The following is a 23,091-nucleotide window of genomic DNA, read 5'->3' on the forward strand; positions in this document are numbered from 1 at the left end:
TCCGCTTCGGTTCCTGAACACAACAAAAAAGCCCTACATATGACCGTTTTTTAGTCATACATAGAGCTTTATTTTTTCGAAACTTTATTATAATTTTTTCAAACTATTTTTGAAATTTCGAAAGTTTATTGGGAATGAACATAGTAACAAATAGTCTTAGACTATTTGTTACAGAAATAAGGGATTAACTATCTGTACCTTATGAATTTTTATTTATTTCATTAACTATTTCTTTTATCTCTTCTTGAATTTCTATTAATTCTTGAGCATTCTTAGATTTTATTATATCTTTATTTCTTAAAGAATTTGACTCATATTCTATATTATTTAATTCCTTTTCATATATATTTTTTACTATATCTTTTTTTGCTTCATTAAAGTTTTTTCTAATATCATTTGCTAAAGTTCTAAAGTTATCCCTTGTTTGAATTCTTGCATTCTTTATATTGTCTTCATATTTATCTTCTTCATATTCATCATAAAATGCTATAACTGGCGCAACTAAAGCTCCAACTACGCCGACTCCCTTACCTACCTTTGATAACACTTCTCCTGCCTTTCCTATCTTTCCAGCTATTTTAACTGCTTCGTATGGTTTGAATTTCTTTCCAAAAAAACTTCCTACTTTCAAAACAAATTTATGAGCATCACTTCCAGCTAACGCCTTGATGCCCTTCTCAACAGCATCAGAATTAGTACACCAGCTTTTAATTCCATTTCCTGATACACCTAAAAACTTACTAATATTCTTTAATGCATCAGGTGATTTTTTTATCTTTGTTAAATCCTGCTTTTCGCTTAAATTAACGTTAACATCAATTTCAGCATTGAAATCATTAAGTATATCTTTATATAATGCTGTATTCTCAAGTTGATTTATCTTCTTAATTAAATTATCTATTTCATAATCTAATATTTCTTCTATTTCATTAACACATTTCTCACATAATGTATCAATCTTCATCTTTGCTTCTTCTAATTCATACTCCAATTCATTTACATTAAAATCACTTGAAATTTTATCAATAATTCTATTTGATAGCTGTATTATTTCATTGTATGAATTATCAATAACTGTGTTAATTTTCTGCTCTGTTAGTCGCTTGCTTTCGCTCACTAAAAATTTTTTTCTTGTAAGTAACTCTTGGATTTTTATATTTGAATCTTCTGTTGTTATATCATTTAATACTTTTGTAAAATGAGTCTCTATAACATTGAGTTTAGATAATAATCTTCCAAGTATTCCTCTCTCATATACAAATTCATTAATACTATTAATAACTTCATGAAAATTACTCATTTCTATTAATTCTTTTTTATCTTCTTCGTTAGTTTCTATTAATCCTTCTAAATAGTCTTTAGCATCTATAAACGTTACTCTAAAATCACTTAACTTTAATGGTTGTATAACTTTTTTGACATCATTTTCCCAATTAGGCTTATTATTTATAGATTCTAATGATGTTTTATTTATAACTAACATCATTTTATAATACTTATTCTTTTCAAAGGCAATTTTTCTAAAGTCTTTTGCTATTAAATCATCAAATCCTTGTGTTGTTACAACATATACAAGTAAATCTGCTAAATCCATATGCCTATACGATATTTCATCATGCTCAGAATTCTCTGTATGTATTCCGGGGGTGTCTATTAATATAATATCGTTCCACTCGTATTCCTTTGCTTTATCTGTAGTGACGTTTTGCCCTATTCTAATATTACTATTTTCAGTTATTGCAGATATAATTGATGATTTCCCCGCTGAGTATTGTCCAATAAACGCTACATTAAATTTATTTTTTTTATTTAATGTATTAGAATCATTAATGTATTCCTCTATAAAACTATGTTTATTTGTATATACATCGTTTATAGTATGTTCAAGTCTATCTTTTACATTATCTATTTTCTTATTTATCTCTGAAAATATTAATCCTTCCATTTTTATACCTCCTCAATGTTAATATTAAAATCATCCAATATTCTATTAGTTAATTTAATATTTCTACCGCCCTTACCTATAATGTGCCTTATGTCATCTTTTTTGGCTTTTATAACTATATCTTTTGAATTAAATTCTACATCTATATTATCAATAATTGCAGGATACAAAGCTCTTTTTAATAACTCTTTAGAATCATTAATAAATTCCACATAGATTATTCTTTCTCCAATTATATTTCTGAGAATCTCTCTATATTTATTATATTTTAAGAAAATATCTTCTTTTACTAATATCTTACTCATTATTCCTTGTTCTCTTGCAATTCTTATAACATCTGATTTCAATTCTTGTGAGAATGTCTGCCTATATATCTCTCTGTATAATTCGGTATTTTCTGTATCAACATTTTTACGTATCTCTAATGCTATTACTTTTACATTATCTAAATATGCTTCTAAAGTCTTTATCTTTTTTTCTAAAACATTATTTATATTTTCATATAAAGGATTTAGAATATTCTTTTTAAAATGTTTTTGTAATAATTTTTTTGTTTCTAAGTCCCCTTTATTTATGCTTTTTTTCATATTCATTTTTGCTTGAGACTTTTGCTTATCATATCTCTTACTATCAGTACCAAAGAACCATGATATACCTGTAAGTATTGCTCCTCCTATACCTATTAGTCCACCAACCCATCCAGCTGGATTCCAGAAATTTGTTAAACTAAATAAAAATATTCCATCTAATACTACTGACCCCCATCTTGCTACTCTCCCTATAACACCCTTCTTTAAATTTTTAACTCCATTTAAGTCATTATCAAAATTTAAATTGCTTATTTCAAATTCAAATTGTCTATAAAATTCATTTAAATTTCTATTTGCCTCTTCATATAATTCCTTATATATCTCATTAACTTTACCTTCTATATTATGAACTTTTACTCCGTCATTCCATAACCTTTCTATTCTTTTATCACCTGCGTATCTATCAATAAAATCATCTACCTCTGACAGCATCTCATTATATATTTTACCTACTTCTACATCTATCGTTTTTTTTCCTTTCTTTTCAAAATCAAGAAACCATTCTTTAATGTCTTTATGTTTTTCTTTAATATATTTAATTCTCGGTTTTATCTCTTTATAACTATCCCAAAAAACATTTTCTAAACTATTTAAATACAATATATATTCATCCCTAAAAGTTAATACTCTTTTTTGCCTGCCCTCATTTATAATTATATCTCTAAGTAAATATTTAACTTTGTTAATTTGAGATGCATTATATAATTTCATTTTTAATTCTTCATCTTCTGTCCGTGTGCTTTCAAATCCAGCCATTGCATGAATTGGAATAATATCAATTTTATCAGTTCCTAAATATTTTTTACAGTAATCCTTTATTCTATTAACATGCCCTTCTTGTCCTTTTATACTAACTACCTCATTATAATTTTTTAAAAATCTCCTCATATATATATCTTTATCTATGGCTTGTTTTACATTCAGTAAAATTACAATTGGTTTATTTAATGATTTTAATTCTACTAATTTTTCAAATTCTGACTCTTGTATGCTATCACTTACTACTAAAAATAGTATTAAATCCGCTTCACTAATAATACTCTCTGCTAACTTAACATCGTCATCGCCTTCATATGCAGATATACCCGGAGTATCAATTATCCTTAAGTTATTCCAAGTATATTCTTTTATATCTCTTGTTGTTCTTTGTGAACCTTGTCCTATTGTATTACCATCGCCATTAGTTAGCGTTTCTCTAAGTGTACTTTTACCTGCTTTTGTTCTTCCAAATAATGCAACTGTAAATTTACTAAGATTCTCTTTTTTCTTTTGTAATGTATTATTAATATACCCTATACCATCTCCTATTTTTTCATCTATTACTGAATTTAACTGTAACAATGTTTCTTTAAGTTTATCATCTTTTAAAACACCAATACTCTCTATTTCATTTATAAACTCATTTAAGTCATTTTCTTTATCTTTTAACATTGAGCCTAAATTATTAAATTGGGTATCTAACCTTTTTGCTTCTTCATTCGCTATAAATTTACACTCATCTAAAGAATTTAAGTATTCCTCATAAGTACACTTATTATTAATCTTTGTATTAACCATTATTATATTATCCCCCATGAAATTTTTGTTTTATTTTCATTTATAGTATATTATTCACGCATCTCATTATAAATTATACCATCTTATCCTTAATTTTTATTATCTGTTTTATATTATTATCAATGATGATTGTTTTTTAATTAGTTCTACATTATTTCTCAACATTTTCGCCATTGGAAAGACAGCAAAAAGCCTATCTATGACCTTTATTAGGTCATAGATAGAGGTTTATTTTTCTAAACTTTTTTAGCAATGAACATAGTAGTAAATAGTTATAAACTATTTATTACAGAATTAAAATTATGCTTTTTTATTCAAACAATACCTTTCCTCTCTTTTTAGAAACGCTATATCTCCGCCTTCTAAAATATCACATACATCATTTCTAATTTCTATGTTTTCAAGCCCACCACTAAAATATTTTATCTTTGCTTCTCCATTTTTAGTGTTATCTGCAAATTTTGCTACTATAACTTGTTCACTATCTGTGTTAACAACTAAATTAGGATTATGTGTTGCTATTATTACTTGCCTTTTCTTTTTTATTTGTCTGATATCATTAACTAAGTCTAAGTACACAGACTTATTATCTAAATTATCTTCTGGTTGGTCTATCAATAACGGTTTCGTACTATTATCAAGTTTCAAGAAAATTTTCATTAATACAAGTCCTTTTTGACCGGGCGATAAAGTTTCTAACGCCCTTCCCTTAAAATTAATAAAATAGTTTACTTCATAATAGTCATCAAAAATCCAATCATAAAATGATGCTATATCAAATCCACTTTTAACCAAAGATTCATAATCTCTATTTTCCCCAAACACTTCACTTATAAATGAATCGTTATTAATCCAATTTAATAATAAATCAATATCTGGTAGTTCATCTTCTACATTTTTACTATCAATTTCTGCTAATTTATTAATTAACTTTTCTGTTAATATTTCTTTTATTTTTTCTTGTGAATTACCTTTTCCATGCCTAATTATTGAATCTTCAATTGAAAAGAATTTATCAGTGTTAAACTCTATCTTTACATTGAAACTTATATTATTATCATTTTCTAACTTCATCTTTAATTGTTCATATCTTTGCTTTTGTTGAATCTTATTTCTTATTAATTCTAAATACTTACTTTGCAATTGAATTCTTAATTCTTGAATTTGCTTTATATTATTATCCAAATTTATTTTTTCTGTTTGTAAACTTTTAAGTTCCTTTTCAACTATACTTTTACCTTCAAACCACTTTTTAGTGATATTCTGCTGTTCTTCTAAATTTTTATTCAATTCTTCCAACGGTTTAATATTGCTTATATTCTCGCTTAATTGATTATGTAATTCCATCTGTTCTTTTTTTAATGTGCTGATTCGTTCTTTAATTCCATCTGATTTTAACACATCTAATTTAATTTCAAGATTTGTTATCATATTTTTATTTAAATATTTATATGTATTACTCTTTATATTTAAGTTGTTGTAAAAATTTTGTTTTAACGTATTTATTTCACTATTTAGCCACTGACCGAACTCATTTATTTCATTTTGTTCTTTCGTATTTATATCCATTTTAGTTTTTAGCTCTTGTTCATAACCAATTAATTTTTTATATTGTTCTTCTTGTTCATCTGTAAAATTTGTAACTATCTTAGGTTGATTATTTAAATAATTATTTAACTCAACTTTTTTATTTTCAATAGCACTATTAATCTTTTCCATTTTTTTAGTTATTTCAGTTAATTCGTAAATCTTTTTGTCTAATCTTTTAATTATTTCAATAGCACTCTTTGCTTTTTCATCAAATTCACTAACATCAGGATATGTAGATAAAATTATATCTTTAATGAATTCTTGAAATTTATCTTTCTCATCGCAATAACTTTCTAACTCTTTTAAAGATAAATATCTTACTTTAGCATGTTTATCAGTACTACTCTTAGCATCTTCTCCATTAAATGTATGTGACTTTTTAGCCCCACCCAAATATTGAATATCTAAATTAGTTCCTTTTATTACTTCCTTTGCTCTATTATAGAACGAATATGGATTCTTTTTATCTTTTTCATATATACCTTCTTCATTTGATATGGAAAGTAAATCTAATAATGCAGTTTTTCCCGCTCCTTTCTCACCTATTATAGATACTAAGCCACTATTTAATTCAAGTTTTCCATTTTCAAACCATCCATTACTATTTGATATGCTTATACTATCTATTATATTTGTCTTATTTTCATTATAAAAAGGATTTGTCTCCTGTATTTTTATTCTTTCTTTTGTTTCAATTAATATTTGTTTTAAACCTTCATAGGTTTTATCTGCTTTTATCCAAGTTAAACATCTATAATTTGATGCCTCTAATTGTTCAAAATTATGTATATCATCAGAATGAATCAATACTTTTTCTCCAAAATTATCAAGAACCATTTGCTTCTTTGAGAAATTATCATCTGGGGATGCAGTAAAGAAAGCATCAACTTTGTTATATAACGCTTCTTTAAATTGTCTAAGTTGAGTACCTTTCTCAAGGTTATTCCATTCTTTATATCCTAAAAGTGTAAATACTTTATCTTTCCAAGTTTTGCTCTCGATAACGCCAAATACTTCTTCTTTTGATGGAATTGTAGCTTCAAATCCCTTTTTAATGTCTCCACCACATTCAATAATATTTTTACGACTTAAAATTTTTGTTTTATGTATTTCTAATTGTGATAGATGAATTTGTTCTATAAATTCTTCCTTTATCTTTTTAATTTCACTTTTCCATTTTGTATCTTCTATATTAAATAGAATATGTAAATTAATTCTTTGAAACTTACTTCCACTCGCTGAAGCAAACGTATCTATTCTGAATTCTAATATTGGAAATATCTTTTTTATATTTCCTAATCGACCTTGATTCATTTTATAGTCCATTACTTTTTCAAAACCATCTATAAAATAATAATCATTTATCCCTATAACGTCTACATCCTTAGGCAAATTTTCTAAATGAGTTATAAAATTCTCCCATGTTTCTTCATCATCAGCACCATACTTATTACATATTGATTTAGGTGTATGTATATGTAAATCCCATTTGCTCCAAACAGAACCTTTATTAGATTTCATTTTCACCACTCCTCTTTTTATCTATATAAATAATTCAATAAAAAGAAGAATATTCCTTCTAAAATGTCAACTTTTTGTATATATTATGTAATAAACTTATATTTTTCAAATAAGTAAGGAGGTTTCTTTATGCATATAGATTGGAAATGTAAAAACTGTGGTCAATATCACACAAGTTTAATAGAAAATTTAATGGTAAAAAATAATGAAAATTTTAATTTATCATGTTCTACATGTTCTGCAACATCAACTTTTAGAATTCTATCAATAAAATATTCTGCTAATTGTTCTGTTTCTAATGACCAAAATGATGCTATTGATAAGCAATGCATTCTAATATACTGATTTATTCATATGGAAAAATCAGTATATTTTAAATTTCAAATATATTGATTTTTTTCAATTATACAATTAATTTAAATTATTTCTTATACCTGCTTTTGCTCTCACCTTCCACTCACTTATAATTTCATCATTAAAGCAATTTTCTTTTACCCATTCTATTCTTCTTTTTTGAAAATCCTCAACTGATTCCGCATTTTTTTGTATGTATTCATTACATTTAGGCATTTTACTAATATATCTTTGCAATAAATATAAACTTCCGGTTTTTCTACCTATGAGACTTATAGTAATTCTTTCAGGCTTATCTTTGGAATTTATTATTTCCTCTACAACCACTTTTGCTTTTTTTAAAATCTCTTCATCTCTTCCATTCCAGTCAATATTCTTTATACCAATATTTTTCTTTCTACTTGGTGAATTATCTTCTAACCATTTCTTATCATATTTATAAAGCCAAGTATACGTTGAATGGTCAATCTGCCTTAGTTCTGTTTTTGATTTGTTAGGGTTATTTATCATTAATAAGTTCCATCTTTTTCTATATACATCTTTATCTTTCTCACTTTTTTCAGTTAATGTTCTATCATTACTATAAATATTAAATTCATTACTATTGAATAATTCTTGAATATTTATCTTAAGAAAATCTATTACTAACAAGTGATATAATGGATGAAAAAAAGTTCTATGTTTCCTTGTTATTTTAGTTAACCAACTTCTACTATCAGCAAATTTATAATCACCACCTATTAACTCGAGGTAGTTTTTTCCATAATATTCTACAAATCTATTGTGTAGAGTGTCTTGATTTATTTTAAATTTATTATCTGCTATTCCTATTTCCACAAGCCTTTTAACATAATATTCTCTAAAACAATTCATACTTTTATACTCATGATGATGATTTAGAATTAAGTTAGAATTTATTATTAGTGATGATTGTTTTTTTATAATTTCTTCATTTATATTATCTACTAATGCTTTTTCTGGTAAATCCTTATGGTTAATATTAATAAATTCTTGTCTATTTCTAATATATTTATTATCAATTTCATATAATGAAATTTTATGTTTACCACATATAAGTACACCTGCTAATTGATGCTCTCTACGCCAATATCCCTCTCCATGCTTTTCTTTATCTTCTTCAAAACATTTTCTGCAATATTTAAGACTATTGATATTATTAATAGAATTATTGCTTAATCCTAATGTAGCAAATATTTTTGAACCTCCATTTCCTATCATTTGGCCATATACTAAATTAGCCCTTTCATTATTTGAAAAGGCTAAATAATATCTATATAAAGTTGTTTTATTAATCAAATCATCTTCATTTAACTTATATTTATTAGGTATATGCTCTCTCAATTCTTTTATATTAGATGGTAGATGCTTACTTGCTACTATTGTTTCTTTTCCATACAATTCTCTTAAAACATTTTTTGAATTAGTATTACCACTCCATACCTTATATCTTGCTATAACACTATATAAAGTTTCATCTGGATACGGTAATGGAAAAAAATGAACCACTACTTACTCACCTCTTTTAACCATTTACCTAAGTTTTTAATATATCCTATTTCTTTTAATTGTTCATAAACTGTAAATTTCCCCTCTTTCGCTACCTTTCCTAAAAACCTTATGTCATCTTCCTTAAGTAATTTATTTTTAACTTTTGTTTCCTTGATTCCATCATTCTTATTTCCATTAATAATTTCTATAGCTATCCTAACTAATTTATTAACATTACTTTCTTTCACACATAAAATATCTTCAATAAAACCATTAAATTCATTTTCTTTATAACCTAATTCTAATAATTTAATACTAACCTGTTCTTTCATATGAATTTGATTATTTTCCTTTATACTTTCTCGTGCTTTCTTTAATTCTTCCACTTTATTATCAAATTCTAACTTTGTTTGCGCTGTTTGTATTACCTTTGAAATATCTATTGGCATAATATCTGAATAGTTTGCTATTTCTCTAATATCCCCTGATTTTAGTGAATTTAACATTGGTTTTAGAAGTTTTAAGTTTTCATCAGCTACTTTTTTGATTAATTTAATTGATATTTCTTCCTTATTAGATATTATAGCTCTAATCTGTGCCATGAAAAATAATTTAACTACAATATCAATTATCCCTTGGCTTTCATCATATAATATGTCAACAATTTCTTTAGTTAACTCTTGAGGCTTTTGAATCCATTGATATTCCCATAATCCTTCCACTAATATAAAGAATTCTTCATCATTTTTAAGCCTGTCCCAAAAGACATTTCCTTGACCACAACTCCTACGTGCTTGTCTAAATTCTGTCTGAAATAGTGGTAGTGCTTTAGGAGTTCCTATTAATATTACAGGGATTGATACTGTATTAATTAATGTCACAAAAAAGTTAAGCATTTTTTCTGCACCACCACTTCTTGCAGTTGATAAATGTTGAATTTCATCTACTACTAATACTCCAATATTTACATTTAATGCTATCTGTTTAATAATTGGTAGCATTGCATTTGCAGATAACCTTGAATTATAATACTTATTAAAATAATTACTCCCAACAAGCTCATCAACTTTACTAAAAAAATCTAAACATAGTGCCTTTAGTGAACCATCATATGGACAATCTAATTCCATCCAAACTATCTGTGTATAACACATATCATATACTTTATAACTTGAATGTGATATAACCTGTGGAATCGAAGTTAAAATTTTATTAATAACAGTAGTTTTTCCCATTCCACTTACACCAACTAATGTAAGCGAATTCGCTGTAGCATTATAACTGTAATCATTTTTTATTCCATACTTAATCTCATTATATCCTTCATTTAAAACTTCAACATATTCTTTTGCTAAAGGATTTCTACTAACATATCCTTGTCTTATTAATCTTCCAATAGTTTGCTCAAGCTCTATATGTCTTGGTAAAGGTTGAAAAAATTCAAATATCCTTTGAATGATGTGCAATCTTATATGTTTTTCATGATATCGTTCTTCATCTTTAAAGAATGGATATGTTGCTAACTTTTCAACAACTTCTTTGTTACTATATATGTCTGGTAATGATTCTATTAACGGATTACCTTTATATTCTTCAATTATTTGTTCACTATAAACAGCTTCAGTTTTTTTATTAGTCATTTGTATCACCTTCTTCTTGTAATTGATTTAATTAGCTCTAAGTCGCTATCATCAATTTCAAAATTATCATTAGTCTCATTATCACTTAAATTATTATCAACTTTCTTCTTTGATTCCCTTATTAATTCTTTCTCTAATCTTCTATTCTCCCTAATACCAGCTATATTCGATGGTTTAAAATCTATTCCATCCATCCTTTCCTCTGCTTCTTTTACTATCTGTTCAATATCATTAAATAAATTTATTTCCCTTTCAGTTTCACTCTTTTGCATAGTCTCTATTTCTTCTTTTTCTTTGTTTTTAAGATACTCAATGTCAAAAATACTTTTTCCTCTATATCTACTATCTTTGTTTAATATAAAACATAATTCATTAATTCTATTTTTAATATCAATATAAAATATATTAGTTAAATCATTTGGATTATAAGAAACTATTATCTTATAAACTCCATTAGCTCTTGCATTTTCAAACCAATGTTCTTCAATAGCTTTTATACAAGAATAATATATACCTTTAAACTTAATGCCCCTTTCAGTTATAGTTGCTTCACTTCTTGGCAATAAAGCTAATCGTAGTTCTTCTTTATTAATGCATCTTAAATTACCAGTTATATTGTTTAATCCCCAGTTCCATATTTCTCTTGGAATTGGTTTTACATCATCTTCTAACATACCAATATCTTTTTTGAAATTAGTTAATAATCTACAGTTATTATGATATAGTACTGATTTAATAATAATTTTTGTCAAATCTCGAATATTAAGCGTTGAATCTAAGATATAACTTTTACTACCACGCTGTCTAAAATCAGGATTAACTATCCCCGGTGATAAAGGTTTTACATGTATATTTAACAATCTGAAATATTGCTCAACTAATGACTTCCATTCTGCCCTGTAAGGAGCTGTATTAGATACTTTTATTCCTAAATTAACAAGATTATCTGCATTAAAACCAACCATTTCACCTCTATCAGCCAATATTTCATGAGGAATATATTTCATAGGCCATTCCTCATCTTTAATATCTATTCCATACTCTTTACAAAATTCAGTTTTTTCAGTAAATGCATTAATTAAAGCTCCCATAGCACCTTCCCAAGATGGTCCTTCTAACGTAACATTTATTCCAATGACAGAATAAGAAAATGTATCAATCACAGCGTATATCACTGGACGTCCTATTATCCAATTTTTATTAAATTCTGATACTAAATAAATATCACCAATTGTTGCATCTATTTGATACTGATAACCAGACCCTATTATTCCATCTCTTACACTTCCCAATATTGCTCTATTTTTTTGTTGAAATATTCTTCCCCCATATCTACTCGAAATTTCTTTTTTTATATTTCTTTCTTTATTAAACCAATATCTAAATTGATTAAGGGTTGGTATTTCATCATTTAGAATTAAACTTTGTTTTCCATAATTATCAGTAATTTTTTGCGAAAAATACTCTTTTAGCATCAAATTATAAGCTGTTTTTAATGTATTTTGGCTATAATTATTATAAAATTTATTAACTGATGTTTTAAATATTTTCTTGATTTTTTCATCAACATTTAATCCATTTCCTTTATTTTTTGATGGCTTACCTCTTTTAGTTCTACTCGATAATTTTTCCTTTCCTCTTCCCCCACATAAATAATAATCTGGTAATAAAGAATTTTTAGTCATTCCCCTTTTCCAATACTTTTTTAAATATAATTCTGCTGTACTTCTACTAATATTAAATTTCTTAACTACATATTTTATATGTTGGTTTCTTAATTTAATATCAAAGATATCAGGTTCATTAATTTTCTTATAAAACTCCATTACAACTTCATAAGCTCTGTCTCTTTTTATTTTCTCTACATTATTAATTGAATTCTCTTCTATAAAGAATGTATTATCAGCATAATCAATAATCTCTCTTTTTTTGTTTTTAATACTATCAATAACAAGTTTATATTCTTCTTCATATACCCAACTATTATCTTCTACATTAATAAGAATAACTATATTTTTATCTGCCCACAAAACTCTTTCAATAACACTACTTTCTAACTTCTTCATCACTGTATTAATTAATATTTCCATAACATTACCTCATTAATTTCGAACTTATCTATGTTAGTTTCAAATGATATTTCTTCATCCAAATTTATGAGCAAATAATCATTTATTATCATTGTCTTCATAGTAGATAAAACTAATTTATCTTCATAATTATAAGTTCTACCAATTTGCTCTATATAATCTTTTAATCTGCCAGTATTTATACCAATTGTATCTTTAATTATCTTTAATAATTCTGGATTAATTTCAGTTAAAGATTCTCCTAATTGCAACCATTTTATATTTTTTAATATTGTATTTGAAATATCTTTATTAGTAATAATGCACCAATCTATTGCTTTTATATTCCAATATCGCCTTTCTATTTCTAATTTTAACTGAGTGCTACTCTTATAGAGCTGGCTCTGATTCTTACATGAAATAGCTACTTCTTTATTATTAGATAATGTAACTAAAAATGTAGTTGTTATTGTATACTCTTCACCTGTTTTTTTATCATTAAACTTTTCCCAATTAATATCATTATCTGCTATTAAATCTCTAACATTCTCTAATGGATAATGTTCCTTTATATCAACTACATTTTTATCAAACTCTAAAATATAGAATACATTTGTTTCTAAATCACTTAAAAAATGATGTATTCTTCCTGTTTTTCTACCTAAAACTCTTGAAACTTTACCTTCAGACGAAAACTGCTGAATTTTAACTAAACTTTCATACTCTTTTTCCATATAAAAATAATCCCTCCCTACTTGTTGATATATTATTAGCAATAAATGATTTCTTTGTGATATTTTAAAAATTATTTTATATATAATACGAATTTTAAATGGTTGTATAAAAAAAACATTACATATAGGAAATCATCTTAATTTTTTTTAATGATTTCTATAGGTAATGTTATTGAGCTAATCGCTCTTTATTTTCATATTCATTTTTTAGCTTATAAAATGTAGTTCTTTTTAAGTTTAATAATTCTATTGCTTTTGTACCTGTAATTTCTCTTATCTTATATTTTTGATAAATTTCTTGCCATCCCTCGGGATAATTAATCTTTTTTCTTCCTTTATATTTGCCTGCTTCAACTGCCAACTTAATGCCTTCTTTTTGTCTTTCAAGTAAGCATTCGCGTTCAAACTGATATATACTTCCGATTATTCCCAACATCATTCTACCTGCGGCCGTACTTGTATCTATATTTTCTTTTAATGAAATAAGATGTGCTTTTTTATTTTCTGTTATATATTCTACTAATTCTAATAAATCTTTAGTGCTTCGAGCAAGACGAGAAAAACTTTCTATATATAAATTATCATTTTCTCGAATAAACTCCAACATATTTTTTAGTTCTGGTCTATTCGTATCTTTTCCACTGCATTTATCTATAAATAATTTATCTATTCCCTTTTCCTTCATCATTACAATTTGACGATTTTCATTTTGGTCTTGACTTGAAATTCTTATGTAGGCTATATCCATTTTCTGCCTCCCCTCTTAATAATTATAATCATATTATACAAAGTTATTTGTTTGAAATCAAAGGGTTCTATAGCCACCTATTCAAAAATACACCAATTAACTCTAAACAGATTATTTTCAATATAATTGAGTTATTCGCTTAGGGTATACCTTATTTAAAGATACATAGAAAGAAATTAATCTAATATATAAACTAACTTCTTTCTATTACCATTTTGAATTGCCTCATTATTTAATTATACAATTTCTTAATAATCATGATTTATAGCGAAATTTAATTAAGTTTAAATATTTACTTTGAAATATCTTAGTTGATTATAAACTTACTTTACAATTTTCCTCTTTTTAAATTTAACTGCTATAAAAAGATTATCCTATTCTTCATTAACTACTTTTATCTTTGATTCACACTCATAAAAGTATGTAGCAGACTTTATGCCCTTAGTGCTTATAGATGTACTTTTTTGATTATTGTACTTAAAAACAAATTTGAATATGAAGCCCCAAAAAGCCCCCAAGAACTTTCTTTCATAATCTGTAATATCAAAATCACTTTCATTGGCTAATAGAAAAACCTTAACAGGTGGCATTTTCAAAACATCATTGCAAAATATTATATGATTCATTAGCTCTGCATCCATTATTGTATCTATACACATATTCCATAAGGGTCCCGCTTCCACAAACCCACCAAATGCTCTATATGCTTTGGGAAATTCATTTTTTAATTCATTTATTATTTTTTCTATAGTAAAATTCATAATACCGCCTCCAATACGCTAAATTTATAATCCTTATTATATAAGGGTTATAAATTTAGTATATACTTATCATCTTTTAAAATCAATACTTTTATTTTTTATAGAAGATTACTTATTTTCAAATATAAGTTATAGAGACCTAATAGAATTTATGAATATTATTTCTATTAAAATATTTCAGATAATATAATAAAAAACTAAACTCTCGAGAAAGACTTATAGGGACAGTAGATAGTTTTGTTTTAACGCAAAGCTATCTACTGTCCCTAATTATAAGCCATTATATTATAGGACTTTACAATTTTTTTCACTTTTATCTAAATATATTATAGCAATATATCTATTAAATTATATATATAAATACTTTATGAATGCAATATTTTCAAGCCCAAATTCTAATATTTCTTTTTCTCTATTTTTTATTAACTCTTTTATTCCTTCTTCTGTATTATTATTATATTTTTTCTCAATCTTTTTTACAGTTTCACTTAAATTTTTTATACCTTCTTTATATGTATCATAGGTCTGTATTATAGAATATAACACTTCCCCTACAGATAATTCTGGATTTCGTTTAATATGGTAAATTAAAGTACTTAATATACAACTTAAATAATGTTGCAATCTATCTGTTTGATATTGCATATTTATTTCCAAACTTCCTCCATTATGTACTAAATTATTTCTTGTTCTATAAACAGATGTTATACTATTTATTACTGATTGCTCTATATCCTCAATATATTTTAATAATTGGGATGGCTCTGTTAATAGTTTGTGAACGTCAGTAACACTTCTATTAACCGTAGTATAACATTTTGTTTTTTCATTTAAATTATTACTTGTTTCTTCACAAGCTAAATATTCAACTAATTTCTTTTTTGAATACTTATGTGGCTTGTCCTCTGATTTACACTCCCCAATACCTTTGTCATCTATTTTTTTGCCCAGTAAAGGATATAATCGTTCCCATAATACATTCATCTTTTGTTTGACAATATATATACATATTACTTTAGGAACAATAGTAATAACTTTTTCTATTATAGAATTTCCTTTATATGGTCTAAGTAAATTTTCCATACAATTCCAATAATTTAACAATCTATTTTCTCTTGTAAATTCAGTAGATTTTTGTAGTATATTTATTACTTGTTCCATATCATGTATACAGCTCATATTTTTCTTATTATGCCTAAAATCATCTCTTAAATTCACAAAATCTTCGATATCTTCTTTTTCCCTTTCACTAAATTCTTTAGTATGTTGTTTTATATTATTAAGTGAAATTTCTTTGTATCCACCACCAGTTATACCTATTTCCTCATTAATTATTCTTATTACTTTGATTAAACATGTATTAATCAAAGTATTTGACATAGTATTATCTAATACCTTATATATTTCGATGTAATTTTCTATTGGATATAATACTTGCTCTATTGCTTTATATTTATCGCACGCATTAATTCTGATTTTCAAATACCACACTTTATTGCTTTCAAAAAATTTATAATTTTCCTTACTTATCGTTTCTTTTTCTTCTTCATCTAATGATGTATATGTAATATCTCCAATAGTAATATGGTTATTTTGTTGAAATTCATCTTTAATTTTTTGGGGTAAGCTTAATTTTATAATTACATCATATTCGTAAGTGGTCTTATCTGATAGTACTTTAAATTTTTCTATTTCGCTTTCTAATACTAAATCTTGCTTTTTATTTAATATCTCTTTAAATGAATCCATCCACCATTCTTGCAGATATTTTAAAGAATAACCTTCATATAGTAACTCACTTATATAACAATCCATCACCTTATCAACTTCTTCAAATGATGAAACTTTTTCTAATATTATATCAATCCAAAAATTCAGAATATTAATCTTGCTTATTTTTTTATTTAACGCACTTATTGAATAATAGATACATTCTTCCTTTTTTATTGAACTGTTAGTTTTTTCACTTTCATTTTGATTATCTTTATCACTTTTATTTTCTGATTTCATTAATTTTAATAAACTTACTATATCATTACTAAAACTTTCGTTCTTTTTGAATAAAGTTTTTTCAAAGTAAAATATTATAGTATTATTTAATGCTTTTTTGCTTTTTTGTAATTTATCTTTATCTACTATATTGCTTTTTATTTCCTGTTCTAAATTTATATATTCTGATAATAACCTTCTTAAACTATCTACCTTCCTATTTTCCAATCTATAGTGTTCATCTTTAAAGTGCTCTTGAATACTTAAAATAAAATATTCATATGCAGTATTTTTATCTTTACTCAATCAACTCACCCCGTATTAATTAAACTCATCTCTCTACTAAATTAATCTTACCAAATAATAAATTTGACTTATTTATTATTTTATATTATGATTATAGCATAATATAAATTTAATTGAATATTTTTATTAAATATTCATATACTAATATAGCAAAAGACTGAGTGCTTCTTTGGGCATAGGGTTACATGTGTAACTACTTCCTAATGAATGCACTCTTTAATATTTTAGATATTATTTTCTTGACTGTTTTAAATCATACTACTTATACCAACTGCTTTCAATATAGCATATTAGTGTTCATAAAGCTATATACTCACCATTGTTATAAGTTTTAAAATAAACATTTTTGCAAAAAAAACCTTAACCTCTCATCTGCAAGCCTTCAAGCTACGCATTTGAACTCTCTGTGGCACCATGGGTCTTAATACTTCCTATTATTGATATAGTTTAAGATTTTCAAAATGGACAGACTCTTCCTTTAGATAATATAAGTTCATGATTCGGGAAAGTTGTTTCATTTCTGGGTTTTCATACTTGCTTATTTCTATTTTACCAATATACATGATTCTGATGACATTTTAACATCATCACTTAAACCTACTCTCAATATTGCGGCCGCAACTAAATTTAAAGAATTATCTACACTAATCATGTTAGCTTGTACTATATCAATATAACTTCTTAAACACCATTATTTAATTCATTAAAATAGTATAATTTAACTGCAATATCAAATTTATCAATATTAACCTTATACTCATACTCCTCTCTTTTCTTAGCCTTTTCATGTAAGTTCAAAATATTATTGGATGTTAATTCTTCAAAGAAATTATAAATTGCATCTGTTATATCCGGAAATTCTTTTTTTACTAATGTAGATGTATAACTTAAATCTTTATTTACATTCATATTAGAATATTTTCTAATCCAAGCTACAACCTTACAAATCTCAATTATCTTTTTATAACGATTATTAATAAATTTATCCCATATTATTAATTTCCAAAAAAATTTATGCTCTTCAAATGCCATTTCACCATCTATTGAATTGGTTAACAACTTAGGAATATTACTAATATCTATATTGTACTTACCCTTCAACTCTATCCATTCTGGGTTATTTAATAATTTATTATAATATATTTTTTCAAATTCTACTTTCTTTAACATCAATTTTTCTATTCTTCGATTTTTAAGCACCTGTTGTTTTTCTAAGTATTCTTTATATTGTTTTTCTTTTAATTCTTTTCTTTCTTTTATTTCAAGTTTTTTCTGTTCTGCCAGTTTACTATATATCCATTTTTTATTATCAACAGAATTTATTACTTTTTCTATTAATTCTTTTTTATTTAAAATTAAGCTACTATCATCAATATTTAAACTTATTTCTAATGTAGATAAGCCACTATGAATAATTTTTTTCTTTTTTTCCTCGTCTACTTCATGTGTTACTGCAATTTCTATAGCTAATTTGTATTTGCCTTTATGTGCAATAATATCTGGTTTGAAATCATTTACATACTCTTCAACCTGTATCCTATCGAACTCTATTAAATTCTCTTTCATAAGAGAAATTTCTTTTACGTCAAATTCTCCATATCTATCTTCATAAGAATCATAGTAATTATATGATGGTACCCTTATTTTTTTATTTTCTACAATCACCTGTTTTGCAAATAAGTGTAATGCCGTTTCAAGTCCTTTTCCGCAATCACTTCCTTTGTAGTGGGAAAAGTGCTTTTGATTTTGTTCACCTAATCTTGCAACTAAAATGCTTCCACAATAAGGACATACACAATTACAATTCAATCCATTCTCAATATTTTTAATTTCCTCTATATGTATTAGTTTTTCTCCTCTTTTTCCAAATGGCAATTTAATCTTCAATTTATTCCTCCCCAAATAGAATTAAATTAAATATATTATTTTAATTTAATATTACTCGAAACCATTATATGTATTTTAACAAGTATATTTATACAATTTGAGTTTCTTCTAAATCCTTAAGTTTTAATTTAAGATATAAAATAAAAGCCGTGATTTTGCTACAGCTAAATTATTTTATAAAAATACTATTATTTTTACTTACTATAAGTTTCATTACAATATTCACTTAAATTTATTCTCTTTCAAATAATTAATCATTTATTAGAATCAGTTAATAAAATTTGTGCATATCCTCTAACCATTTTAATTTCATCACAAGTCATGTTTAGAATCTCAGCTTGCTCATCATCTCTTAACTTTATAATATTGTTATCTTTCATAATAGAAGTTATATACTTCAAAAACTTATTAAATGGTCCGTATTTTATAGTATCTGTATGGTTAACCTTATATACTCCTGCTTTTATTTTTTCAATGCATTTATCTGAACGTTCTAATCTTACTATGCATTTAGAGACCAACGTTTGACTAATTCCTAATGTATTTGCTATTTCCTTCTGAGAAATTCTACTCATATTGTCAATGTCTTTTTGAGAATCTATAATGTCCAATATATCTTTATATTTTTTGAAATATTCCTCAAATATTTTTGTCATTTCATTTGAAATTCCTATTTTTTTAGCCATTTAAATATATCTCCTCAAAATTTTTCAATTACATAAATTAATAGCATTGAATTAAAAAACACTTTTAAAAGTCCAACACTAATAATAACTTTCATGTATTTCCCCATACTTCATCACTCTCATTAACTTTTACTCTGCTTTATCTATATACGTATTTCCTCATTAGGTTTTAATTTTGTTAAATCAATTACTTTTTCTATATTGTCATCATCGTCATAAATAGTTATTCTGGGATGTTGTGGTATAGCCTTTTGAAAATTTGTTTTCACAACCGTTGGATTATCTATATTTATTTTTAAGTTTGTATATTTTACACTGAAATTAAAATATTTAGCTAACCAAATATATTTATGTAAAACCTTTTTAGGACTATCATCTTTTGATGCAAGTTTTAGATTTTCTTCAATTAATTCTTTAAGTTCCATTAGATTTATTTCAGTAATTTCAGGAGACCATGTATTAAATGTACACATTCTTCCAATAAAGTCTACAAAATAGTAATCATTATCTTTTAAAAGAATTCCCATATTAACTAAACTTTCAAGTATTTCTTTTGTATTCAAAGCATCTTCTTGATATACTGTATCGATTATTATTCTTGGATAGATGGCATTTTTGCTTTCAGATGTATAAGCATTAACTAAAGCTTTAGAAAACATTATTTTCGAACTTCGATAATGGTTTCCTATTGAAATCGAGCCACGAAAAATAATATCTGCATGCAATGATTGCATTTGTATTCCAGATAATATTAAACTTAATTGAAATAATTTATCATGAAGATAACAAATATATGGAGCTAATTCAAGTTGAGACCGATTATAATCACCATAATCTAATGTTATTGGAGTAGTAATAATAATGCTATCTGAAAATATTTCGTAGTCAAATGGCCCCATATTACCATGACTTGAATGCTCAATATATTCTGTTATTACATTTCCAATAATTTCTTCTAACTTTTTTATAATAGATATAGAATTATTTTTTTTTTCAGAATCATTCACCAAATTTTTGTAACCTAAAATATCAATAAATGCGCATAAATGTTTAGTATAACCTGTATCTTCCATATAATTTCCTCCTAAAATAGAATATCTATATTTCCATGAAGTTCTTCAATTCCATAATAATATCCTCTTATTTAAAGTTCTAAATCTTATTACTTATTATTAAATATTTTTAATTCATCTTCATTAATTTCTTCTGATAAACTATTTAGGTCTTGATAAACAAAATACTTATTGATTCCACATTCTTTTAGTTCATTTCTTATAACTTCAACGCTATTATATGGTATATAAATTTTATGTATATCAGATTCAAACATTGTATAAAAATCTAATGGGGCACAATAATATCCATGTAATGTAAAACAACCTGATTGATTTCTTATTCTTTTATCTGTTTCATTACAATTTATACAAATAGGTACATCACTAATTGCATTATCACTTATGGTCTTTAAAATAACATTGTAATTCTCAGAATTAGCATTTATAAAATACTCCATATCATTTGCTACTTTTTCATCTCCAACATATATAGGCGAATCAACATGGAATGCATTTTTATTTAGTATATTGGGACTCATAACATATACTGCGGCCGCATTTCTGGCATTATCTCTATATCTTAGTTTATCTTCGTTTATCTCATCAATATCATATTGCCTATGATGTTTCAAATCATATAAGTCTTCATTACTAATGTTCTTAAGTTCATCTAATGATAAATCATTTTCTTTAATTATTTCTATCAAATCCTTAGCACTGATTTTTTCTAATGTTTTTTTCACTGGTAGTGAAAAATATAATCCAATTAAAGCATTTGTTGTCCAATCTAAAAGCTTTGTTGCTAATCCATAATGCTGTGCTATTATTAACCATTCTATTTCAGTTGAAGGCGTATTATCTAAATTATTTATAGCTTTTCTTTTAAAATCTCGTAACAATCTACTCAGGTCAGGTATTTCTACATCTTCATCCTTTCTCATATACTGGATTCTGTTTTTTTGTTTTATATTTCTTAATCCACTTGGTGATAAATCATAATTACAATCTTCCTGTCCTCTAAACCAAACTTCATATCTTGGATTTACTTCTTTTATTTTCTTTGTTATCTGTTTTATTACACTTATGTACTCACTTAAATTCCTTGCAATATATGCTTGTCCCATATCAAGCTTAACTCCTCTCTAAACTTCATAAAAATATTCCATGATTAACTAAATTAAAATCTATACAAATTATAACAATAAATATAATTTTTTGCATCAATATTACTAAAATTTAATTTAATATTCACTTTAAATCGCTGTTTTTTCTATAATTCATTTCATACCGTTATTTTAAAATTACATTTTTTATATATAATTTAAGAGCTAAGGAAATTACTCCTTAACTCTCTATTTTTCTTAGGCTACTCTTATTATTTTTTATTTTTCTTATTCCTTATTTGTATAACAAGTTTGTTTCAAACAAATTTCCTCCAGAACAATTTTTATACCTATCATGCCATAATAACTCCGAATATATTCTATAATATTTTTCACCATATTCTTTAGTTCTTTCTATGGATTTTTTATATAAAATCTTTTGCAATCTATCATATTCATCAATTGAATCAATATCAGCTATTGTTGTTATAGATTTAGAATCTTCTTTCATTAGTTCTATTGGAGTAAAACACTTTTCAATTGTATGTTCATCCAATGGAACAAATAAAAAAGGTATCAATTTTTTTCTGCAACAATTCAATTCTTTTGCCATAGATATAACATGTTCTAAAAACAAATCTATAGGAACTCTTATTCTATTATAGACTAATTTGTCATTCTTAATAGTTTTTTTTAATAACGCCTGAACTTCAGAGCATAAATTATCGGAAAACTTATTAAGTTCATCTAAATTATTTATTTTCTTTATTGCACCAATAATCTTTGTTTTATTTTTTATTAAATAACCAACATAAATATTTTTAGCTCCATCTTCATTACAATCTATTCTATGAAATCCTCTCCAAATACTTCTATCTATAGCTCTCATTGTCCATTCATCATCAAACTTGTCTTTGACAATACAGCCCTCTACAATTGAATCATAGTCATATAATGGACTTGGATTTAAAAATACTTTTTGTGCCTTAGCCATAAATAATTTTTCAGAAATCCCCATTATTCCCACACTCCCACTTATAGAAGTTT

16 protein-coding genes are annotated in these 23,091 nt (G+C 25.5%); 1 reads left to right on the forward strand and 15 read right to left on the reverse strand.

Annotation, left to right across the window (positions count from 1 at the left end):
* Positions 1-199: 199 nt before the first annotated feature.
* The 3 genes from LLF98_RS07880 to LLF98_RS07890 all read right to left on the reverse strand — a co-directional run bounded on the left by LLF98_RS07880 (position 200) and on the right by LLF98_RS07890 (position 7,203).
* Positions 200-1,945, reverse strand: coding sequence for a GTPase (locus LLF98_RS07880; protein WP_291702540.1), 1,746 nt, complete (start codon positions 1,943-1,945; stop codon positions 200-202).
* Positions 1,946-1,947: 2 nt separating this feature from the next.
* Entirely contained in the window at positions 1,948-4,092 is a 2,145-nt protein-coding gene (locus LLF98_RS07885; protein ID WP_291702542.1) for a GTPase, read from the reverse strand.
* A 300-nt stretch (positions 4,093-4,392) separates the two neighbouring features.
* Positions 4,393-7,203 (reverse strand): TrlF family AAA-like ATPase, encoded by a 2,811-nt coding sequence (locus LLF98_RS07890; RefSeq protein WP_291702543.1) that lies wholly within the window; start codon positions 7,201-7,203, stop codon positions 4,393-4,395.
* A 129-nt stretch (positions 7,204-7,332) separates the two neighbouring features.
* On the opposite strand from LLF98_RS07890, the gene LLF98_RS07895 reads away from it, so the two are divergent.
* A complete protein-coding gene (locus LLF98_RS07895; protein WP_291702544.1) occupies positions 7,333-7,548 on the forward strand; it encodes a hypothetical protein in 216 nt (71 codons plus the stop codon).
* Positions 7,549-7,614: 66 nt separating this feature from the next.
* Here the strand turns inward: LLF98_RS07895 and LLF98_RS07900 are convergent, their stop codons facing one another.
* From LLF98_RS07900 to LLF98_RS07955, 12 genes are all read right to left on the reverse strand, one after another.
* On the reverse strand, positions 7,615-9,084 hold the full coding sequence (locus tag LLF98_RS07900) for a TnsD family Tn7-like transposition protein (RefSeq protein ID WP_291702546.1): 1,470 nt from the start codon (positions 9,082-9,084) through the stop codon (positions 7,615-7,617).
* Entirely contained in the window at positions 9,084-10,706 is a 1,623-nt protein-coding gene (locus tag LLF98_RS07905) for an ATP-binding protein (RefSeq protein ID WP_291702547.1), read from the reverse strand. The genes LLF98_RS07900 and LLF98_RS07905 overlap by 1 nt, the downstream gene beginning before the upstream one ends.
* Positions 10,707-10,711: 5 nt before the next feature.
* Positions 10,712-12,796, reverse strand: coding sequence for a Mu transposase C-terminal domain-containing protein (locus tag LLF98_RS07910; RefSeq protein ID WP_291702548.1), 2,085 nt, complete (start codon positions 12,794-12,796; stop codon positions 10,712-10,714).
* A complete protein-coding gene (locus LLF98_RS07915) occupies positions 12,784-13,509 on the reverse strand; it encodes a TnsA endonuclease N-terminal domain-containing protein (protein WP_291702550.1) in 726 nt (241 codons plus the stop codon). Before LLF98_RS07915 ends, LLF98_RS07910 begins: the two co-directional genes overlap by 13 nt.
* Positions 13,510-13,678: 169 nt before the next feature.
* A complete protein-coding gene (locus LLF98_RS07920) occupies positions 13,679-14,257 on the reverse strand; it encodes a recombinase family protein (protein ID WP_291702552.1) in 579 nt (192 codons plus the stop codon).
* Positions 14,258-14,631: 374 nt separating this feature from the next.
* Positions 14,632-15,018 carry a hypothetical protein gene (locus tag LLF98_RS07925; protein WP_291702553.1) on the reverse strand — a complete coding sequence of 129 codons (387 nt, stop codon included), beginning with the start codon at positions 15,016-15,018 and terminating at the stop codon, positions 14,632-14,634.
* 348 nt (positions 15,019-15,366) lie between these two features.
* Positions 15,367-17,313: a hypothetical protein gene (locus LLF98_RS07930; RefSeq protein ID WP_291702555.1), complete on the reverse strand. Its 1,947-nt coding sequence runs from the start codon at positions 17,311-17,313 to the stop codon at positions 15,367-15,369.
* Positions 17,314-17,994: 681 nt separating this feature from the next.
* A complete protein-coding gene (locus LLF98_RS07935) occupies positions 17,995-19,200 on the reverse strand; it encodes a competence protein CoiA family protein (RefSeq protein WP_291702556.1) in 1,206 nt (401 codons plus the stop codon).
* A 254-nt stretch (positions 19,201-19,454) separates the two neighbouring features.
* Positions 19,455-19,886: a winged helix-turn-helix transcriptional regulator gene (locus LLF98_RS07940; protein ID WP_291702558.1), complete on the reverse strand. Its 432-nt coding sequence runs from the start codon at positions 19,884-19,886 to the stop codon at positions 19,455-19,457.
* A gap of 143 nt (positions 19,887-20,029) precedes the next feature.
* Positions 20,030-20,959: a hypothetical protein gene (locus LLF98_RS07945; RefSeq protein WP_291702559.1), complete on the reverse strand. Its 930-nt coding sequence runs from the start codon at positions 20,957-20,959 to the stop codon at positions 20,030-20,032.
* Between the two features lie 89 nt (positions 20,960-21,048).
* Entirely contained in the window at positions 21,049-22,065 is a 1,017-nt protein-coding gene (locus tag LLF98_RS07950; RefSeq protein ID WP_291702560.1) for an FRG domain-containing protein, read from the reverse strand.
* A 274-nt stretch (positions 22,066-22,339) separates the two neighbouring features.
* Positions 22,340-23,062, reverse strand: coding sequence for a hypothetical protein (locus LLF98_RS07955; RefSeq protein WP_291702562.1), 723 nt, complete (start codon positions 23,060-23,062; stop codon positions 22,340-22,342).
* Positions 23,063-23,091 lie beyond the last annotated feature (29 nt).

The organism is Clostridium sp. (assembly GCF_021372645.1).
GTDB lineage: Bacteria > Bacillota > Clostridia > Clostridiales > Clostridiaceae > Clostridium.